Origin of the sequence: Halorientalis marina (assembly GCF_023028345.1) — an archaeon.
Taxonomy (GTDB): Archaea; Halobacteriota; Halobacteria; order Halobacteriales; family Haloarculaceae; genus Halorientalis; species Halorientalis marina.
On record NZ_CP095487.1, the window covers coordinates 2,898,262 to 2,915,768 of the forward strand.

20 protein-coding genes are annotated in these 17,507 nt (G+C 67.5%); 12 read left to right on the forward strand and 8 right to left on the reverse strand.

The annotated features are described in order from the left end of the window. The first annotated feature begins 66 nt into the window (after nt 1-66). The 3 genes from MUG96_RS14855 (at nt 67) to thrS (ending at nt 3,695) form a co-directional block, all read left to right on the forward strand. Nucleotides 67-792 carry a MinD/ParA family ATP-binding protein gene (locus MUG96_RS14855; RefSeq protein WP_246983975.1) on the forward strand — a complete coding sequence of 242 codons (726 nt, stop codon included), beginning with the start codon at nt 67-69 and terminating at the stop codon, nt 790-792. A 95-nt stretch (nt 793-887) separates the two neighbouring features. Continuing rightward, nucleotides 888-1,595 (forward strand): MinD/ParA family ATP-binding protein, encoded by a 708-nt coding sequence (locus MUG96_RS14860; RefSeq protein ID WP_246983978.1) that lies wholly within the window; start codon nt 888-890, stop codon nt 1,593-1,595. 177 nt (nt 1,596-1,772) lie between these two features. Next, nucleotides 1,773-3,695, forward strand: coding sequence for a threonine--tRNA ligase (thrS, locus tag MUG96_RS14865; protein ID WP_246983979.1), 1,923 nt, complete (start codon nt 1,773-1,775; stop codon nt 3,693-3,695). Nucleotides 3,696-3,728: 33 nt separating this feature from the next. Here the strand turns inward: thrS and MUG96_RS14870 are convergent, their stop codons facing one another. Further along, a complete protein-coding gene (locus MUG96_RS14870; protein ID WP_246983980.1) occupies nt 3,729-4,595 on the reverse strand; it encodes a PspA/IM30 family protein in 867 nt (288 codons plus the stop codon). A gap of 54 nt (nt 4,596-4,649) precedes the next feature. Here MUG96_RS14870 and MUG96_RS14875 point away from each other — a divergent pair, with 54 nt between their 5' ends. The 4 genes from MUG96_RS14875 (at nt 4,650) to MUG96_RS14890 (ending at nt 8,289) form a co-directional block, all read left to right on the forward strand. After that, on the forward strand, nt 4,650-5,243 hold the full coding sequence (locus MUG96_RS14875) for an alpha/beta hydrolase (RefSeq protein WP_246983981.1): 594 nt from the start codon (nt 4,650-4,652) through the stop codon (nt 5,241-5,243). Nucleotides 5,244-5,334: 91 nt separating this feature from the next. Further along, the gene (pyrG, locus tag MUG96_RS14880; RefSeq protein WP_246983982.1) at nt 5,335-6,993 is read left to right on the forward strand and encodes a glutamine hydrolyzing CTP synthase; all 1,659 of its coding nucleotides are present in this window, start codon (nt 5,335-5,337) and stop codon (nt 6,991-6,993) included. Then, nucleotides 6,993-7,910 (forward strand): glutamine-hydrolyzing GMP synthase, encoded by a 918-nt coding sequence (gene guaA / locus MUG96_RS14885; protein ID WP_246983983.1) that lies wholly within the window; start codon nt 6,993-6,995, stop codon nt 7,908-7,910. Before pyrG ends, guaA begins: the two co-directional genes overlap by 1 nt. Before the next feature lie 46 nt (nt 7,911-7,956). Further along, entirely contained in the window at nt 7,957-8,289 is a 333-nt protein-coding gene (locus MUG96_RS14890; RefSeq protein ID WP_246983984.1) for a DUF7126 family protein, read from the forward strand. 26 nt (nt 8,290-8,315) lie between these two features. On the opposite strand, the gene MUG96_RS14895 is transcribed toward MUG96_RS14890, so the two are convergent. Beyond that, nucleotides 8,316-8,990 carry an MBL fold metallo-hydrolase gene (locus tag MUG96_RS14895; protein ID WP_246983985.1) on the reverse strand — a complete coding sequence of 225 codons (675 nt, stop codon included), beginning with the start codon at nt 8,988-8,990 and terminating at the stop codon, nt 8,316-8,318. A 128-nt stretch (nt 8,991-9,118) separates the two neighbouring features. Here MUG96_RS14895 and MUG96_RS14900 point away from each other — a divergent pair, with 128 nt between their 5' ends. Then, nucleotides 9,119-9,442 carry a cupin domain-containing protein gene (locus MUG96_RS14900; RefSeq protein ID WP_246983987.1) on the forward strand — a complete coding sequence of 108 codons (324 nt, stop codon included), beginning with the start codon at nt 9,119-9,121 and terminating at the stop codon, nt 9,440-9,442. Nucleotides 9,443-9,455: 13 nt separating this feature from the next. Here the strand turns inward: MUG96_RS14900 and MUG96_RS14905 are convergent, their stop codons facing one another. Beyond that, a complete protein-coding gene (locus MUG96_RS14905) occupies nt 9,456-10,178 on the reverse strand; it encodes a MogA/MoaB family molybdenum cofactor biosynthesis protein (RefSeq protein WP_246983989.1) in 723 nt (240 codons plus the stop codon). Between the two features lie 90 nt (nt 10,179-10,268). Here MUG96_RS14905 and MUG96_RS14910 point away from each other — a divergent pair, with 90 nt between their 5' ends. The 3 genes from MUG96_RS14910 to MUG96_RS14920 all read left to right on the forward strand — a co-directional run bounded on the left by MUG96_RS14910 (nt 10,269) and on the right by MUG96_RS14920 (nt 13,464). Beyond that, entirely contained in the window at nt 10,269-11,309 is a 1,041-nt protein-coding gene (locus tag MUG96_RS14910; RefSeq protein WP_246983991.1) for a zinc-binding dehydrogenase, read from the forward strand. Continuing rightward, nucleotides 11,306-11,647, forward strand: coding sequence for a DUF7977 family protein (locus MUG96_RS14915; RefSeq protein ID WP_246983993.1), 342 nt, complete (start codon nt 11,306-11,308; stop codon nt 11,645-11,647). The genes MUG96_RS14910 and MUG96_RS14915 overlap by 4 nt, the downstream gene beginning before the upstream one ends. Before the next feature lie 107 nt (nt 11,648-11,754). Then, complete coding sequence (locus MUG96_RS14920) at nt 11,755-13,464, forward strand: sensor histidine kinase (protein WP_246983994.1); 1,710 nt, start codon at nt 11,755-11,757, stop codon at nt 13,462-13,464. Nucleotides 13,465-13,560: 96 nt separating this feature from the next. Here MUG96_RS14920 and MUG96_RS14925 read toward each other — a convergent pair whose 3' ends face one another. From MUG96_RS14925 to MUG96_RS14940, 4 genes are all read right to left on the reverse strand, one after another. Continuing rightward, nucleotides 13,561-13,788 carry a hypothetical protein gene (locus tag MUG96_RS14925; RefSeq protein ID WP_246983995.1) on the reverse strand — a complete coding sequence of 76 codons (228 nt, stop codon included), beginning with the start codon at nt 13,786-13,788 and terminating at the stop codon, nt 13,561-13,563. 78 nt (nt 13,789-13,866) lie between these two features. After that, nucleotides 13,867-14,562 (reverse strand): SDR family NAD(P)-dependent oxidoreductase, encoded by a 696-nt coding sequence (locus tag MUG96_RS14930; RefSeq protein ID WP_246983996.1) that lies wholly within the window; start codon nt 14,560-14,562, stop codon nt 13,867-13,869. 86 nt (nt 14,563-14,648) lie between these two features. Beyond that, entirely contained in the window at nt 14,649-15,236 is a 588-nt protein-coding gene (locus MUG96_RS14935; RefSeq protein ID WP_246983997.1) for an NUDIX hydrolase, read from the reverse strand. A gap of 137 nt (nt 15,237-15,373) precedes the next feature. Further along, nucleotides 15,374-15,787 (reverse strand): Lrp/AsnC family transcriptional regulator, encoded by a 414-nt coding sequence (locus MUG96_RS14940; RefSeq protein ID WP_246983998.1) that lies wholly within the window; start codon nt 15,785-15,787, stop codon nt 15,374-15,376. Nucleotides 15,788-15,888: 101 nt separating this feature from the next. Between MUG96_RS14940 and carA the strand changes: the two genes are divergently transcribed. After that, nucleotides 15,889-16,929: a glutamine-hydrolyzing carbamoyl-phosphate synthase small subunit gene (carA, locus tag MUG96_RS14945; protein WP_246983999.1), complete on the forward strand. Its 1,041-nt coding sequence runs from the start codon at nt 15,889-15,891 to the stop codon at nt 16,927-16,929. Nucleotides 16,930-17,176: 247 nt separating this feature from the next. Here carA and MUG96_RS24495 read toward each other — a convergent pair whose 3' ends face one another. Further along, nucleotides 17,177-17,419, reverse strand: coding sequence for a DUF8015 family protein (locus MUG96_RS24495; protein ID WP_505465472.1), 243 nt, complete (start codon nt 17,417-17,419; stop codon nt 17,177-17,179). Between the last annotated feature and the right edge of the window lie 88 nt (nt 17,420-17,507).

A 17,507-nucleotide genomic window follows, 5' to 3' on the forward strand; every position in this document is an offset into this window, starting at 1 on the left:
GCTATAAATTTCCGCGTATTCGGTCCATCATTTATTTGTTCGTGGACGAGTAACTACGGGTACTATATGCCGGGGGACGTGCTCACGGTAGCGGGGGGCAAAGGTGGGGTCGGCAAGACGACGACGGCGATCAACGCCGGCGTCGCGCTCCAGGAGGCGGGCTACGACACGGTCATCGCCGACGCCGACCTCGGAATGACGAACATCGGCGACCTGCTCGGCATCGACCACGAGCCGTCGTTCCACGACGTGCTCGCGGGCGAGGCGTCGATCGCCGACGCGACCGTCGAGGGGCCGAACGGCGTCTCGGTACTGGCCGGCGAACGGAGTCTGGATGCGTTCGCCCGGGGCGACCCGTCGAACCTCCGGCCGGTCGTCCACAGCCTCGCCGAGTCCTACGAGGTGGTCGTCGTCGACACTGGCGCCGGACTCTCACACGAGACGGTCGTCCCGATGGGGCTGGCCGACGGGGTCGTCCTCGTCTCGACGCCCGACGAGGTCTCGCTCACGGACGCCAACAAGGCCGCCGAACTGGCCGGGAAGGTCGATGGGGAGGTCATCGGCACGGTCCTCACGCGCGCGACCGCGGACACGAACGTCTCGGCAGTCTCCGAGCGCATCGACCAGGACGTGCTCTCGGTCGTCCCCGAGGACGCCGAGGCGGCGGGCGAGGAACCGCTCGTATTGACCGCCGAGGACAGCTACGCGGCCCAGGCCTACCGACGCCTCGCGACGAAACTCGCGGACCGCCTCGTCGCGACCGAGGACGCCGAGGCGACGGCCGACCTCTGAGCCGCGGACCACCGACATCCAGCCAGTGGGTACCGCCGCGAGTTCAGTCAGCACATAAATTATTTGTGGCCGGCTGACTTCGTTTCAGGGTGAACATGGGGGATGTATACGCGATTGCGGGGGGAAAAGGAGGTGTCGGTAAGACGTCCGCGACGGCGAACGTCGGCATCGCACTCCAGGAGTCGGGCTACGAGACGCTCGTCGTCGACGGCGACCTGGGGATGACGAACCTCGACGAGACGCTCGGCGTCGAGCACCAGCCGACGATCCACGACGTACTGGCCGGGGTCGCGCCGCTCGGGGAAGCCATCACCGAGGGCCCGAGCGGCCTCTCCGTCCTGCCCGGCTCCAGCCGGCTGGAGGCGTTCGCGAGCGCCGACCCCGGGAACCTGGGGCCGGTGGTCGACGAACTCCGCGGCCAGTACGACATCATCGTCGTGGACACCGGTTCGGGGCTGTGCCAGGAGACCGTCGTCCCGATGCGGCTCGCCGACAGGGCCGTCGTCGCCACGACGCCCGACGCGGTGTCGGTCACGGACGCGCGGAAGATGATCGAACTCGGCGACCACGTCGACACGAGCGTCGTCGGGGCCGTCGTCACTCGCGCCGAACCGGACACCGAGATTCCGGCCGTCTCGGACGACCTCGGCATCACGGTCCTGGCGGCCGTCCCGGAGGACCCGGTGGCGGCGCGTGACGAGCCCATCGTCCGGAACGCCGACGGGTGTCTCGCGGCACAGTCCTACCGGACGCTCGCCGAGAAGATGGGGAACATGGTCAGCGCACAGCCGACGCGTCTCTGACGCCGCCCTCGCTCCCGCCGATGCTCGCGGACGGACAGCGGCGTCGCCGTGCAGTGTCGCGACCGTCGAGCCGTGATTCTCGGCCGTCGACGCCGGGCCGACGACCGCCCGCCCGGCCACCGCGGCACGCGCTGCCTTCTCAATACACTTATCCCGCGGCCTGGACTTGCCACGTGTATGAGCGAGGTTACGGTCACGTTGCCCGACGGGTCGACCCTCTCGGTTCCCGAGGGGGCGACCATCGAGGACGTCGCGTACGAGATCGGCCCGGGACTCGGGGACGACACGGTCGCCGGCGTCGTCGACGGCGAACTCGTCGACAAGCACGCCGAACTCGACGAGGACGTCGAGATCGAGATCGTCACCGAGGGGTCCGAGGAGTACATCGACGTGCTCCGCCACTCCGCGGCCCACGTCTTCGCACAGGCGCTCCAGCGGCTCTACCCCGGGGCGAAACTCACCATCGGCCCCTGGACCGACGACGGCTTCTACTACGACATCACCGGCGTCGAACTCGACGAGGAGGACCTCGAGGAGATCAAACAGGAGGCCGAGGAGATCATCGCGGCCGACTACGACATCGAGCGCGAACTGGTCTCCCGCGAGGAGGCCCTCGACCGCTACGAGGACAACCGCTTCAAACGGGAAATCCTCGAAACGGAGGCCGCCGGTGAGGACCCCGTCCAGTTCTACCAGCAGGACGGCTTCTACGACCTCTGTCAGGGGCCACACGTCGAGTCGACGGGCGAGATTGGCGCCATCGAACTGCTGGAGATTTCGGGCGCGTACTGGCGCGGCGAGGAGGACAACGAGATGCTGACCCGCGTCTACGGCACCGCCTTCGAAGACGAGTCCGACCTCGAGGAGTACCTGGAGAACCGCCGGAAAGCGAAGGAGCGAGACCACCGGAAGATCGGCCAGGAGCTGAACCTCTTCTCCATCGACGAGACGACGGGACCCGGCCTCCCGCTGTATCACCCCAACGGGAAGACCGTGCTGAACGAACTCTCCGAGTACGTCGCCGGGCTGAACCGGAACGCCGGGTACAACGAGGTCGAGACGCCCCACGTCTTCCGCACCGAACTCTGGAAGAAGTCGGGCCACTACGAGAACTACCGGGACGACATGTTCCTGCTGGACGTCAACGACGAGGAGTACGGCCTGAAGCCGATGAACTGTCCCGGGCACGCGACCATCTTCGACCAGCAGCAGTGGTCCTACCGCGACCTCCCGGTGCGGTACTTCGAGGACGGGAAGGTCTACCGAAAGGAACAGCGCGGGGAACTGTCGGGCCTCTCGCGGGTCTGGGCCTTTACCATCGACGACGGCCACCTGTTCGTCCGCCCGGACCAGATCGAGAGCGAGGTGACGAGCATCGTCGACATCATCCTCGACACGCTCGATACCTTCGACCTCGACTACAACGTCCAGTTCGCCACCCGCCCGGAGAAGTCCGTCGGGAGCGACGACATCTGGGAGCGCGCCGAGTCGCAACTGGAAGCGGTCCTCGAGGACGCGGACATGGACTACGAGATCGAGGAAGGTGACGGCGCCTTCTACGGCCCGAAGATCGACTTCGCCTTCGAGGACGCCCTCGGCCGGGACTGGGACGGGCCGACCGTGCAGCTCGACTTCAACATGCCCGAGCGGTTCGACCTCTCCTACGTCGGCGAGGACAACGAGGACCACCGCCCGGTGATGATCCACCGCGCGCTCTATGGCTCCTACGAGCGGTTCTTCATGGTCCTCACCGAGCACTACAACGGGAAGTTCCCGACGTGGCTCGCCCCCGAGCAGCTCCGCATCCTCCCCATCAGCGACGACAACATCCCCTACGCCGAGGAGATCAAGCGGGAACTCGGCGACTACCGCGTCACCATCGAGGAGCGGTCCTGGACGGTCAAACGCAAGATTCGGCAGGGCCACGAGGACCGTGTCCCCTACATGCTCATCCTCGGCGACGACGAGGAAGAATCGGGGACGGTCTCCGTCCGTGACCGGAAAGAACGGGAGAAAAACGACGTGTCCATCGAGGCGTTCCGCGACCACCTCGCCGACGAGGTCGGCGAGCAGCGCACGGAACCTGACTTCCTGGACTGAGGGTGGTCGCGTCGGGGTCCGCCCGGCCCCGGTTCAGCTCTTCTCTTCCTCTTTCAGCTCTTCGAGTTCCGCGTCGACTTCCTCGTCGCTGACCGACGGTTCCACGTCGCTCACGTCGACCTCCGAGCCGACGGCCTCGGTTTCGGCCGCGTCGGCGTCCGCCGTCTCCCCCTCGCCCGCCTCCGCCGCCGTCTCGGCGTCCTCCGCTCCCATCTCCTGTTTCAGCGTGTCGAGTTCGGCGTCGACCTCGCCGCTCGTCCGTAGCTCTTCGAGTTCGCGGTCGATGTCGTCCTTGTCGGAGAGGGCGTCGTCGAACGCGCCCGAGTCCTGGAGTTCGTCCATGGCGGCGGCGCGGGCCTCCATCTCCTCGGTGCGTTCCTCCGCGCGCTCGATGGACCGGCCGACGTCCTCCATCTCGTCGCCCGCACCGGTCATGGCCTCGGACACCCGGTTGGAGGCCTCGGCGGCCTTGTAGCGGGCCTTCATCGTCTCCTTCTTGGTCCGGAACTGCTCGATGCGGCTCTGGAGTTCGTCTTTCTTGTCGACGAGGTCGTCCTGCTGGCGCTGGAGCTGCTGGATCTGCGTTTCGAGTTCCTCGATCTGGGTCATCTTCTGTTTTTTCTTCTCCAGCGCGCGGCGTGCGAGGTCCTCCCGGTCCTGCCGGACGGCCTCGCGGGCCTGCTCGTTGTGTTTCTCGACGTTCTCCTCCAGCCGGCGCTGCTGGATTTCGAGGCGTTTCTTCTGAGTCGTGAGGTCGGCGATCCCCTGTTTGACCTTCTGGAGTTCGTCCCGGAGCTGTTCGTAGGAGTAATCGAGGGTCTCGGAGGGGTCCTCCGCTCGATTCAACACGGCGTTGATCTTCGAGCGGACGATGTAGGAGGCGCGCGAGAGGATTCCCATGCGGAGTTGTAGGGCATCAGCGCCCTTAAATCTCTGACACGCCAGCGCGAGGACATGGGAGAACGAATCCGGGTTCCGGGCGACCGGGACCTGCGCGCGACCGTCGACGCGCCCGACGCAGACGCCTGCGTGGTCGCCTGCCCACCCCACCCGCAGATGGGCGGCTCCCGGTCGGACGCACGCCTGCGTGCGGTGGGCGAGACACTCGCCGAGGACGACATCGCCTGTCTGCGGTTCGACTACGGGCCGTGGGACGAGGGGGACGCGGAGCGCGGGGACGTCCTCGACGCGCTGTCCTACGCGCGCGAGCGCCACGACCCCGTGGGCCTGTTCGGGTACAGTTTCGGCGCGGGCGTAGGCCTGCTAGCGGCCGCCGATGCCGACCCCGAGCCGGCCGCGGTCGCAGTGCTGGCGCCGCCAGCCAGTGTCGGTGCGTTCGACACGGTCGCGGCGCTCGACGACATCGACTCGCCGCTCGGCGTGGTTTACGGCGAGCGGGACACGACAGTCGACTGGGAGCCGGTCGTCGAGCGGGCGCGCGAACGCGGTGCCACCGTCGAGTCGGTGCCGGGCGACCACTTCTTCACGGGGCAGGTCGACCGGGCGGCGTCGGCGGTGGCGTCGTTTCTGCCGGCAAGACTCTGTTGAGTCCGACGGGGACCCCGGCTCGTTCTTGACACGCGTCCACACTCGTCCGTGTCTCCGAAACGGTTTTGACCGGCCCGCGCGCACCGTCGGTATGCCGACGGAATCAGCGACGGACTACGACCCCTCGCTGGGGCGGAAGTTCATTTTCGTAACTGGGGGCGTCATGTCCGGACTCGGGAAAGGTATCACGGCCGCGAGTACCGGACGGCTCCTCTCGAACGCCGGGTTCGACGTGACCGCGGTCAAGATCGATCCCTATCTCAACGTCGACGCGGGCACGATGAACCCCTACCAGCACGGGGAGGTGTACGTACTGAAAGACGGTGGCGAGGTCGACCTCGACCTGGGGAACTACGAGCGGTTCCTCGACATCGACATGACCTTCGACCACAACATCACGACGGGGAAGGTCTACCAGCACGTCATCGAGAACGAACGCTCGGGCGACTACCTTGGCAAGACCGTCCAGATCATCCCCCACGTCACCGACGACATCAAGCGCCGCATCCGCGAGGCCGCCGCGGGCCACGACATCTGTATCGTCGAGGTCGGCGGCACGGTCGGCGACATCGAGGGGATGCAGTATCTGGAGGCGCTCCGCCAGTTCGCCCACGAGGAGGACGACGAGGACATCCTCTTTACCCACGTCACGCTCGTCCCCTACTCGAAAAACGGCGAACAGAAGACCAAGCCGACCCAGCACTCCGTCAAGGAACTGCGGTCCATCGGGCTCCAGCCCGACATCCTCGTCGGGCGCTGTGAGGACCGGCTCGACCCGGAGACCAAAGAGAAGATCGCCCTGTTCTGTGACGTGCCGACCGACGCCGTCTTCTCGAATCCGGACGTCGAGGACATCTACCACGTCCCGCTGATGGTCGAGGACGAGGGGCTCGACCAGTACGTCATGGAACGGCTGGGGCTCGAAGGGGAGGCCCTGCCGGAGGACGAGCGCCACAACCACTGGCGGGAACTCGTCACCCGGGAGACCCAGGGCGAGGTCGAGATCGCGCTGGTTGGCAAGTACGGGCTCGAGGACGCGTACATCTCCATTCACGAATCGCTGAAACACGCGGGCCTGGAGACTGGCGTCGACGTGACCACCACCTGGGTCCACTCGGAGGACCTCGCGGAGGGGCACTCGGGGGAGCTCGACGACGTAGACGGCGTCGTCGTCCCCGGCGGCTTCGGCTCGCGGGGCATCGCCGGCAAGATCGAGGCCTGCCGCTACGCCCGCGAGAACGACGTCCCATATCTCGGCCTCTGTCTCGGCTTCCAGATGGCCGTCGTCGAGTACGCGCGGAACGTCCTCGATCTGACCGGCGCCCACTCCGCCGAGATCGACGAGGACACGCCCCACCCCGTCATCGACCTCCTGCCCGAACAGTACGATCTGGAGGACATGGGCGGGACGATGCGGCTGGGCGCCCACGAGACGGACATCCAGCCCGGCACCCTCGCCCACGCGGTCTACGACGACACGACCTGCACCGAACGCCACCGCCACCGCTACGAGGTCAATCCCGAGTACATCGACGACCTCGAAAACGCGGGCCTGATCTTCTCCGGGCGGACGAACAACCGGATGGAGATCCTGGAACTCGAGGACCACCCCTACTACGTCGGGACGCAGTTCCACCCAGAGTTCCGCTCGCGGCCGGGCCGGGCGTCGCCGCCGTTCGTCGGGCTGCTCGATGCGATACTCGACAACGAGATCGGTGCGCGGGTCGAGGAAGGGGAGGTGGAGGTCTGATGGTCGACGTCGACTCCTTCATCGACGAGAAGATCGACGAGATCGCGACCGAGGTCGGTGACGCCAACGCGGTCATCGCGCTCTCGGGCGGCGTCGACTCCTCGACGGCCGCCGCGCTGGCCTACGAGGCCATCGGCGATCAGCTGACGCCGGTCTACGTCGACACCGGGCTGATGCGGAAAGGCGAGACCGAGCAGATCCGCGAGACCTTCGACTACATGGACTCGCTGCGGATCGTCGAGGCACAGGACCGCTTCCTCGACGCCCTGGACGGCATCACCGACCCCGAGGAGAAGCGCCACGCCATCGGCGAGGGGTTCATCCGGGAGTTCGAGACCGTCGCCCGCGAGGTCGACGCCGACTACCTCGTCCAGGGAACCATCTACCCCGACCGGATCGAATCGGAGGGGACCATCAAGTCCCACCACAACGTCGGCGGCCTCCCGGAGCGCATCGACTTCGACGGCATCGTCGAGCCGATGCGCGACCTCTACAAGGACGAGGTCCGCGAGGTGGCGCGCGAACTCGACCTGGAGGAGATCATCTCCGAGCGGATGCCGTTCCCCGGCCCGGGGCTGGCGATCCGGATCCTCGGGGAAGTCACCGAGGAGAAGCTCGACGTGGCCCGCGAGGCCAATCACGTCGTCGAGGAGGAACTGGAGGAGTACGACCCCTGGCAGGCGCTGGCGGCGGTCGTCGGCAAAGCGACGGGCGTGAAAGGCGACAACCGCGTCCACGGCTGGGTCGTCGCCGTCCGTTCCGTCGAGAGCCGGGACGGCATGACCGCCCGCGCACAGGAACTGGACTGGGAGACCCTCCAGCGTATCCAGAGCCGGATCACCGGCGAGAACGAGAACGTCGCCCGCGTCATGTACGACGTGACCCACAAGCCGCCGGCGACCATCGAGTACGAGTGATGGGCACGAGACAAGACACAAGCCCCCGGGGGTCCTCGAACGCGGTATGACGAGTGCTGTCATCGCCGGGCCGGGCGCAGAAGGGATGATCGCGGCCCTCGAAGCCGAGGACGTGGCCGTGACCGACGCCGGGGACCTCGCCAACCGTCCCGCACTGGAGGAGGCCGGGATCGTCGACGCCGACGTCCTGGTCCTCACCGACACGTCACTGGCGACCGCCATCCCCATCGCCAAGGACCTCAACGACGGCCTCCGGATCGTCGTCTACGCCTCGGACTCGCTCCCCGAGTTCGCGAAGGCGCAGGCCGACATCCTGCTCGACCCGGAGCTGTTCGAGCCCGCGGCCGTCGCCGAGGAACTGGCGGCCGGCGGCGACTGAGGGGATGCCGGGAGCGGCCGGCGCGCTCACAGCGACGCGGCGAGGCCGGCGAGGCGGTCGCTCCCGCGCTGACGAAACGGGACGCCGTGACCCATCGCGGCGATGTCGAACTCGCCGGTGCGGTCGGCGAGCGTCCGGATGCTCTCCGCGACTTCGTTCGTATCGTAGCTCATCACCCACGGCGAGGGTGCGAGTTCGCCGCCGCTCTCCCGGACCAGGTCGCCGACGAACGCGGCCGAGCGGTCCTCGCTGACGTAGGCGACGTGGCCCGGCGTGTGACCGGGCGTGTGATGGACGGTGAAGGAGCCGATTTCGTCGCCGTCGGATACCGGTTCGACCGGCAGGACCGACTCCGCGAGAAAGACCCCGAGCGCGCGCTGGAGCGCGCCCTTGTGGTTCGAGAGAGGCGGTTTCGCCTGTCCGGTCAACAGCGGCGCGTCGGCCGCGCCGGCGTAGACGGTCGCGTCGAGGCCGTGGAGGCGGCCGAGTCCGCCGACGTGGTCGAAGTCGTAGTGGGTCATGAGGACCCGCTCGATGTCTTGCAACGAGTGATCGAGGTCGCTGAGACCGAGAATGAGGTCCCGACCGTTCCAGGGATTGCCGGTATCGACGAGCGTGAGCGTCCCGCCGTCGTCGACGAGGTAGGCGTTGACACCCCGGAGGTCGTACCACCACACGTCCGCCCCGAGTCGCGTGACCATGTGGCTACTCCGGGCCGGACTCGACAAAAACCGTCCGCCCGCGGCAGACTGCGGTTACTTCTCGATGACGGTGCCGCCCGCGCCGACGGCGGCCCAACGGCTAAGGCGCGGCCGGCCGACCGTCCGGTATGGCACTCGACAGGCTTCCCGACCTCGACCCCGAGGCGGGCGAGGTGATCGACGAGGAACTGGCGGTGACCGACGACGTACTCGTGAAGGTCTTCGCGCTCGGGCCGGGCGCGCAAATCGAGCCACACGAACACGACGGCGCGACGAACGTGTTCCACGTCCTCATGGGGACGGTCACCGTCTCACAGGACGGCACCGAGGAGCGAGTCACGGCGCCGGGTGTCGTGCTGAACGAGCGCGGGCAGGCCCACGGGGCCGAGAACGACACCGACGAGGTGGCAATCCTGACGGCGAGTCTCTGTCCGTTGCCGGGGTCAGGATAGCGCCGCGGAGTCGTCACTCCTCGGGTTCGTCCCGGGTCGCCAGGCCGGCGAGGTGAGGCGCTTCCTCGACGATTATCTCCTCGGCGCCGAGCGTCGCCGCGTTCTCGCTGCCGGGGAGACAGAAGACCGGGACGCCCTCGACGATACCGGCGGTGGCGCGCGTGCCGACCACTTTCGTCCCGATCTCGTCGTAGGAGAGGGTCCTGAACAGTTCACCGAAGCCCGGGAGCGTCTTGTCGAACAGCGGCCGCACGGCCTCGATGGTCACGTCGTCGGGCGTGACGCCGGTGCCGCCGGTCGTGACGACGGCGTCCACGTCGCCGCGGCCGGTGAGGGCATCGACCACGTTCTGGACGCCGTCGTAGTCGTCGCGGACGATCTCCTTGACCGTAACCTCGTGGCCCTCGCGTTCGACGGCGTCGGCGATGGCGTCGCCCGCCGGGTCGTCGTCGCTCGTGCGCGTCGAGGTGACCGTGACGACTGCCACACCGAGCGCCGCCACGTCGTGGGCGTGGTGATCGTGGTCGTGGTCGTCGCCGTGGCCGTCGTCGCCGTGGTCGTGGTCGTCGCCGTGGCCGTTGCCGTCGTCGGGAGTGTCGTGATCGTCGTGGTCGTCGTCGGGAGTGTCGCCCGGGTCGTCCGTGCCACTGCCCTCGGCGTCGGGTCCCTCGTCGGGGTCGTCGTCATCGTCGTCGCCGAGTCCCCGGTCCGTGTCACGCGACTGGAAATCGACCATGTGTGAATGTTCGCGTCCGGCCTCAAAACAGTCCCGGCGTTGACGCTTGCCACCGCCACTGTTTTGGAACGCCCCCCCGCAGAGCATGGTATGCAGGCAGTCCAGTTCAGCGAACACGGCGAAACCGACGTGATCGAGTACGGCGAGTTCCCGGACCCCGAACCCGCTGACGACGAAGTGCTGCTCGAGGTGAAAGCTGCCGCGCTCAACCACCTCGACGTCTGGACCCGTCGCGGCCTCCCCATCATCGACCTCGAGTTCCCCCACATCCCCGGCAGCGACGCCGCTGGCGTCGTCAAGGAGGTCGGCGAGGACGTGAAACGGTTCGAGCCGGGCGATCACGCCGCGGTCTCGGCCGGCGTCAACTGCGGCCGCTGTGAGTTCTGCCGCGACGGCGACCCGACGCTGTGTGTCAACTACCATATCCTCGGCGAGCACGTCCGGGGCGTCCACTCCGAGCAGGCTGCCGTCCCCGCCGACAACCTGGTCCCGGTCCCGGACCACGTCGACTGGGAGGTCGCGGGCTCGGCATCGCTGGTCTTCCAGACCGCCTGGCGGATGCTGATGAACCGCGGCGACCTCGGCCCGAGCGAGTCGATTCTCGTGCTGGGCGCGAGCGGGGGCGTCGGCCACGCCGCCGTCCAGATCGCGGACTACATCGGCGCCGAGGTCTACGCGACCGCGAGCACCGACGAGAAGTTGGAGTACGCGAAAGAGTGTGGCGCCGACGAGGTCATCAACTACGAGGACGACGACTTCGCCCGGCAGATCCGGAACATGACGGGCAAACGCGGCGTCGACATGGTCGTCGACCACATCGGCGCGGCGACCTGGCGCGACTCCATCAAGAGCCTCGCCAACGGCGGCCGCGTCGTCACCTGCGGGGCGACCACCGGCGGCAACCCCGAGACCGACATCGACCGCATCTTCTGGAACCAGCTCGAAGTCATCGGCTCGACGATGGGCACGCCCGGCGAGGTCGACGACGTGTTGCCGCTGGTCTGGGAGGGCGAACTCGAACCACGCGTCCGCGAGGTCCTGCCCATGAGCGAAACGGCCCGCGCCCACGAGATGCTCGAAGGCCGCGAGGGCTTCGGGAAGGTCGTCGTCAAACCGGACAGCGAGATGTGAGCGAGGACGACGGCTACGTCCACGAGCCCGGGGCCGAAGGCGAGTCCGGCGCGGACCCGGCGGGCGACGGAGCGGCGCGGGTAGACGACGCCCAGCCGCGTAACACGCCCGACCCGAGCGACGCCGAGTTCGACTGGCGCGGCTGGCTGCTGGTCGCCGCCGTCGTCCTGGCCTTCCTCGTCGTCCCCGGCGTGCTGTACCTCCTCCCGACCGTCCAGAGCGCCGTCGCCGACCTCGGCCTCGGCCTCCGGCACACCTACCTCGTGCTCCCGCTCGTCCCCGCGTTCCTCCTCGGCGCCATCGCCGTCTGGTCGGCCGTTCGTTCTCGGAGTCGATAGCGGCCGGCCCCCTGCAACGGGGCGCAGGGAGAGCGGAGTATCAGTTTTGATCGTACCGCCCCGAACGTTTATTCCTCGATACGGAGTACGTTCTCCGAGACTAGTTGATGGTCTGGCAGTACACGCCGTACACCGCGCCGGTATTCCTCTCTGCGGTGGTGGGACTGGCCGTGGCGACGTTCGCACTGGCCCACCGCGACCGGCCCGGCGCGACGCCGCTCGCGGTGTTCATGCTCGCGGCCGGTGTCTGGTCGTTTGCGGAGGGGATGAACCTCGCCCACGCCGACCTGGCGGGGAAGGTGTTGTGGACCAAAGTCGAGATCGCCGTGTCGGGAATCGTCCCGCTGGCCTTCCTCGCGCTCGTGCTGGAGTACACCGGCTACGAGGAGTGGCTCCGCCACCCGCTGGCCTACGTGGTCGCTCTCGAACCGGTCGTCATGACGGCCGTGACGTTCGGGAGGCCGGACCTGGTCCGCGAATCGGTCGGCCTCACGACCGTCGGCTCCTCCCGGATCATCGCCGAGACGATGGGGCCGGCCTACTTCCTGCACATCCTGCTTTCGTACTCGGCCGTCGCCGTGGCCGGCGCCCTGCTTCTGCGGGTCATCCTCTTCGCCGACGGACTCTACCGGGCACAGAGCACCGCCCTGCTCGTGGCGATGTTCGTCCCCCTGATCGGAAACGTCCTCTACACCTTCGATTTGTTCCCGTCGGGCATCGACCCGACGAACATCGGGTTCCTGTTTTCCGGCGTCATCGTCGCCGGGACGATCCTCCGGCGGCAGTTGCTCGATGTCGTCCCCGTCGCCCGGGAGATCGCGCGGGACGAAATCCTCGAGAGCATGGACGACAAGGTGATCGTCCTCGACGACCGCGACAACGTCGCCGATCTCAACGCGGCCGCGGTCGAACTCCTCGACTGTCACAAGGACGAGGCGATCGGCCAGCACATCGATGACCTCTTCCCCGAGGTCGGTTCCCTCGTCGACGACGGCGAAAAGCGGCTCCAGGCCGAGTTCTCCCTGGAACGAAGCGGTGCGCGTCGCTACTACGACGTCCGGGTGACGCCGCTTCATCGGGCACGCGGTGTCGTCACCGGCCACCTCGTCAGTCTGCGCGACGTGACCGAGAAACGCCAGCAGCGCCAGCGTCTCGACGTGCTCAATCGGCTGTTGCGACACAACCTCCGGAACGACCTCAACGTCATCGCGGGCAACGCCGAACTCGTCGAGCTAGAACTCGACGACGGCGGGCTCGTCGACCGGCTCGAACGGATCGAGCGGACGGCTCACGAGATGTCCACCCGGTCGGACAAGATCGGCCGCGTCGCGCGCCTCCTCGACGACGAGGACGGCCGCTGGGTCGATATCTCGGGCCTCGTCGCACAGGAGGTCGTCGACGCCCGCGAGCACTTCCCCGCCGCGACCTTCGAGACCGACATCCAGCCGGACCTCCGAGCCGCCGCAGGCCAGTCGGTCGGCGTCGCCGTCGGCGAACTGGTCGCCAACGCTGTCCAGCACAACGACGGCGAGGCCGTCGTTACCGTCACGGTGACCGAAGACGACGGGGCCGTCCTCGTCGAGGTGGCCGACAACGGCCCCGGCATCCACGAACAGGAGCTCGAAGTCCTGAACCAGGGGAAAGAGACCGCCCTCCAGCACGGCAGCGGCGTCGGCCTCTGGGTCGTCAACTGGATCGTCGGCCAGTTCGGCGGCCGGCTCACGTTCGACACCGACGGCGATGGCTGTACCGCGCGCCTGCGACTGCCGATACCCGACGATGCCCCCGCCGAGCCAGAACCGAGCCCGGCCGACTGACGGTCCGCCGTCACCGGTCCCGGCGCTCGCCAGCGTCGGCGGCACTTCCGTCGCTGCCCCCCCGGGACGTCCCGGCCACGGTCGATACCCGCCCGGCTACCCGTCGGCGCGATCCGGCCCCGGCGCACCGCCCCTGTTCCGGATCGCCGTCACGTAGAAGACCGTCCCGACGACGGCGCTCGTCGCGGCACCGACGGCGATGGCAGTCGGGGAGAGGCCGCCACGCTTGAGCGCGACGGCGACGAACCCGGCCATGCCGATCCCCGGTGGAATCGAGAACACGAACAGCCACAGCCACCGTTCGCGGGCGCTCGTCTCGGTCACGGCTTGCCGATTGTGACCCGGTGACATAGCTCTGTCCGTCGCCGGGGGCAGTCGGCCAGCGACACGCCCACGCCGTCGCTACCACTCGATGACCTGTTTGTCCCGCCAGAACTCCCCGCCGGGTCCCCCGGGCTTGAACCGGGCGAGCCAGACCGGCGTTTCGGCGGCCTCCCCGGCGCTCCGCTCGGCGTCGGGACCACCCATCTCCGTCCGTGCCCACCCCGGACAGACCGCGTTGGCGATGATCCCCTGGTCGCCGTACTCCGCGTCGAGGTAGGCCGTCAGGGCGTTCAGCCCCGACTTGGAGACGCGGTAGGCCGGCATCCCGCGTCCCATCTCGCCGGTCAGCGACGACAGCCCCGAGGAGACGTTGACGATGCGGCTCCCGTCCCGCAACAGCAGGAGCGGCAGGGCGTACTTCGAGAGCAACATCGGCCCGCGGAGGTTCACCGCCATCGTCCGGTCGATCTCGGCGGTTCCCATATCTTCGAGGGCGACGCGGTTGTCCATCACGCCCGCGTTGTTGACGAGAACGTCGATCCGCCCCTTCTCGTCGTCGATGCGGTCGACCGCGTCGACGATGTCGTCCTCGTCGGTGACGTCCAGTTCGAGCGGGCGGAGACCGGCCGCGACGGTCTCGTCGGCCCGCTTCCCGGCGTAGACCGTCGCGCCGAGATCGGCGAGCCGTGCCGCGACGCGCTCGCCGATGCCGCGGTTGGCACCGGTCACGAGTGCCACCTGGCCCCCGAGGGAACTGTACGTCTCGATCTCCATACGAAACGCTCCAGTCGGGGTGACAAAAAGCCGACCCGCCAGTTACCACGGCTGAAAACCGGACGGGCGCCGACCCGCGACCGGGGTCAGTCCCGGTCCTCGACGTCGCGGCGCATCGCGATCTCGAACCAGGGACAGAGGCGGAGCTGGCGGTACCACCGCGGGTGTTCGTGGAGCCGGTCGTAGGGGACCCACATCAGGCCGCCGACCTCCTCGGGGTCGGGGTCGAGCGACCGGTCGGTGAGCGTCGCCTGCAGGACGGCACAGACCTCGTACTCCAGGCCCTCGTTCATGTAGTAGCGTTTGTACTCGAAGCGGTCGGTCACCCGGAGGTCCTCGTACTGGTCGGGCGTGACGCCCAGTTCCTCGTCGAGGCGCTGGCGGGTGGCGTCGGTCTGGGACTGGCCCTGCACGGGGTGGGACGCGACGGTACCGTCCCAGTAGGTGTCCCAGAGGCGCTTGTCCGGGCTGCGCTGGGCGAGGAGGATGTTGTCGTCCTCGTCGAAGAGCAGGGCGGTGAACGCGCGGTGGCGGATGCCGTCGCCGGTGTGGGCCGCCAGCCGGTTCGCCGTGCCCTGTTCGTTGTCGTCGGCGTCGACCACGACCACGTCCTCGCCCGCGTTCTCGTGGTCGAGGCCGTCGTCGCCCACCTGTCCCGAGTCGTCCGTAGTCATGACTCACCCATCGGCAGAGGGGTTCAACTAACTTTCGAGGTCGACTCGCCCACGCGAGCGGTGCTCTCGCTAACCCCGGCCGTTCGTCCAGAATCAGCCTTCGTCACATCCTGTGAAGCGGCTGCGGTTCGCAGGGCTCACCCCAGCCGCTCGTCCAGAATGAGACGAGTCTTCGTGTTCACGACCTCGTCGAGTTCCCGGGCCCGCGTGATGAGTTCGTTGACGCGCTCGGTGTCGGCGGCGTCGACGACGAGTACGATGTCCTCGTCGCCGGAGACCTGCCAGACGAAATCGACCTCCTTCCACTCGATGATGCGGTCGGCCACGGCCGCCGTGTCCACGTTCACGTCGACGCTGAGTTCGATCATCGACTTGACGTTGCCCGTCGACGTCGACACGGTGAACCGCTCGATGATCCCCTCCTCGACCAGCCGTTCGACGCGGTTGCGGACCGTCCCCTCCGAAGTCCCGACCCGGTCCGCTATCTCCGTGTACGGCGTCCGCGCGTCGCGGCGCAGGATGCTCAGTATCTCCCGGTCCAGCTCGTCCATTGAGGTGTGTTCCTTCTCACCCACCTCACTTGAGGATTGCGAAATTCGTAACTCAGTTTCGAAAGCAACACTTATGAACGGCGACCGGTACGTATCTCGTAATGTCGGACGCCTACATCGCCGTGGAGGGCGGCCGCGTCGTCGAGGCGCGCGCCCGCGCTCCCGGGACGACCCGCGGGGAACTGGTATTCACGACTGCGTACACCGGCTACGAAGAGAGTCTGACGGACCCCTCCTACGAGGAGCAGATTCTGACGTTCTCGTACCCGCTGATCGGCAACTACGGCGTCCGAGAGGAGCGCTTCGAGTCCGACCACGTCCAGCCTAACGGCGTCGTCTCCCGCGAACTCACCGACGACGTGGCCGAGTGGCTCGAAAGCGAGGGCGTCCCCGCCGTCGACCACCTCGACACGCGCGACCTCGTCACCTCCATCCGCGACGAGGGGGCGAAAAAGTGCGGCATCGCCGCCGGCCCCGACGCCACCGAGGAGGACGCGCTGGCCGAACTCGAGAAGTGCGAGCACATGAGCGACCACACGGATATCGGCGCGCAGGTCAGCGTCGGCGAGCAGGTCACCTACAACGAGGACGGCGACGGCGCTTCCGTCGCCCTCGTCGACTGCGGCGCCAAGGGCTCGATCATCGACTCCCTGCTTGAGCGCGACGCCGTCGTCACCGTCCTCCCCTACGACGCCACCGAGGACGACGTGGCCGCCGTCGACCCCGACCTGCTGTTCGTCTCCAACGGCCCCGGCGACCCCGAGAACTTCGAGCGCGCCGAGTCGCTGGTCGACGCCTACGTCGGCGAGACGCCCATCGCGGGCATCTGTCTCGGCCAGCAGGTCGTCGCCAACGCCCTCGGTGGCTCCACCGAGAAGATGGAGTTCGGCCACCGCGGCGTGAACCAGCCCGTCCGCGACCTCCGGACCGACCGCGTGGTCATGACCACCCAGAACCACGGCTACTCCGTCGCCGAACCCGGCGACCTCGAAGTCACGCAGGTCAACGTCAACGACGACACCCCCGAGGGCCTGGAGAACGACGACCTCGACGTCATCACGCGCCAGTACCACCCCGAGGCCAACCCCGGCCCGCACGACTCGCTCGACTTCTTCGACGACGTGCTGGCGATGACCCAGTAGTACCGTTTTCCGACTCGGGTGTCCCCGGCCGACGCCGTCGGCCTGCAGGAACCGGACTCCGCTCACGGGCGCTACGCGCCCGGTATGCACACGAGTGACTGTACGGGACGAGCGTGCGCTCGTCAGCGTTGCTCTGACGGAGAACCGCCTCACTCGCCCCCCTCGTTCGGCGGACGCTGGTGCTCAGTTCAGAGGAAAACTTTAGCACTGACCCAGCGACTGCCATTCTCCCGACGCGGGGTGATGCTTACAGAGACAGTATGAGCGTGAGTAGCCAACTGCTTCCGACAAGGGGCGGGGCTGCGGTCGTAGACGTGGTCGGTTCAGTCGGGGGATTCCGGAAGAGTATTTCATACAAGAAAAGCGTCGCTACCAGACTCCCACCAGCGAGCCCCTGATGAATCTCGATCAGGGGGTGAACACTCGCTGCTACACCAGCGAGCATCACCGCAGCGATCGCTATCAGCATCCGGTCGTAGTAATCGAACATCTTTATTCGATAGTTTGACAGACACGAGCAAATGCTGCCCGCTGGTTCCCGCTCACTGAGAATGCGGGACAGGGGCCGTCGTCACCGA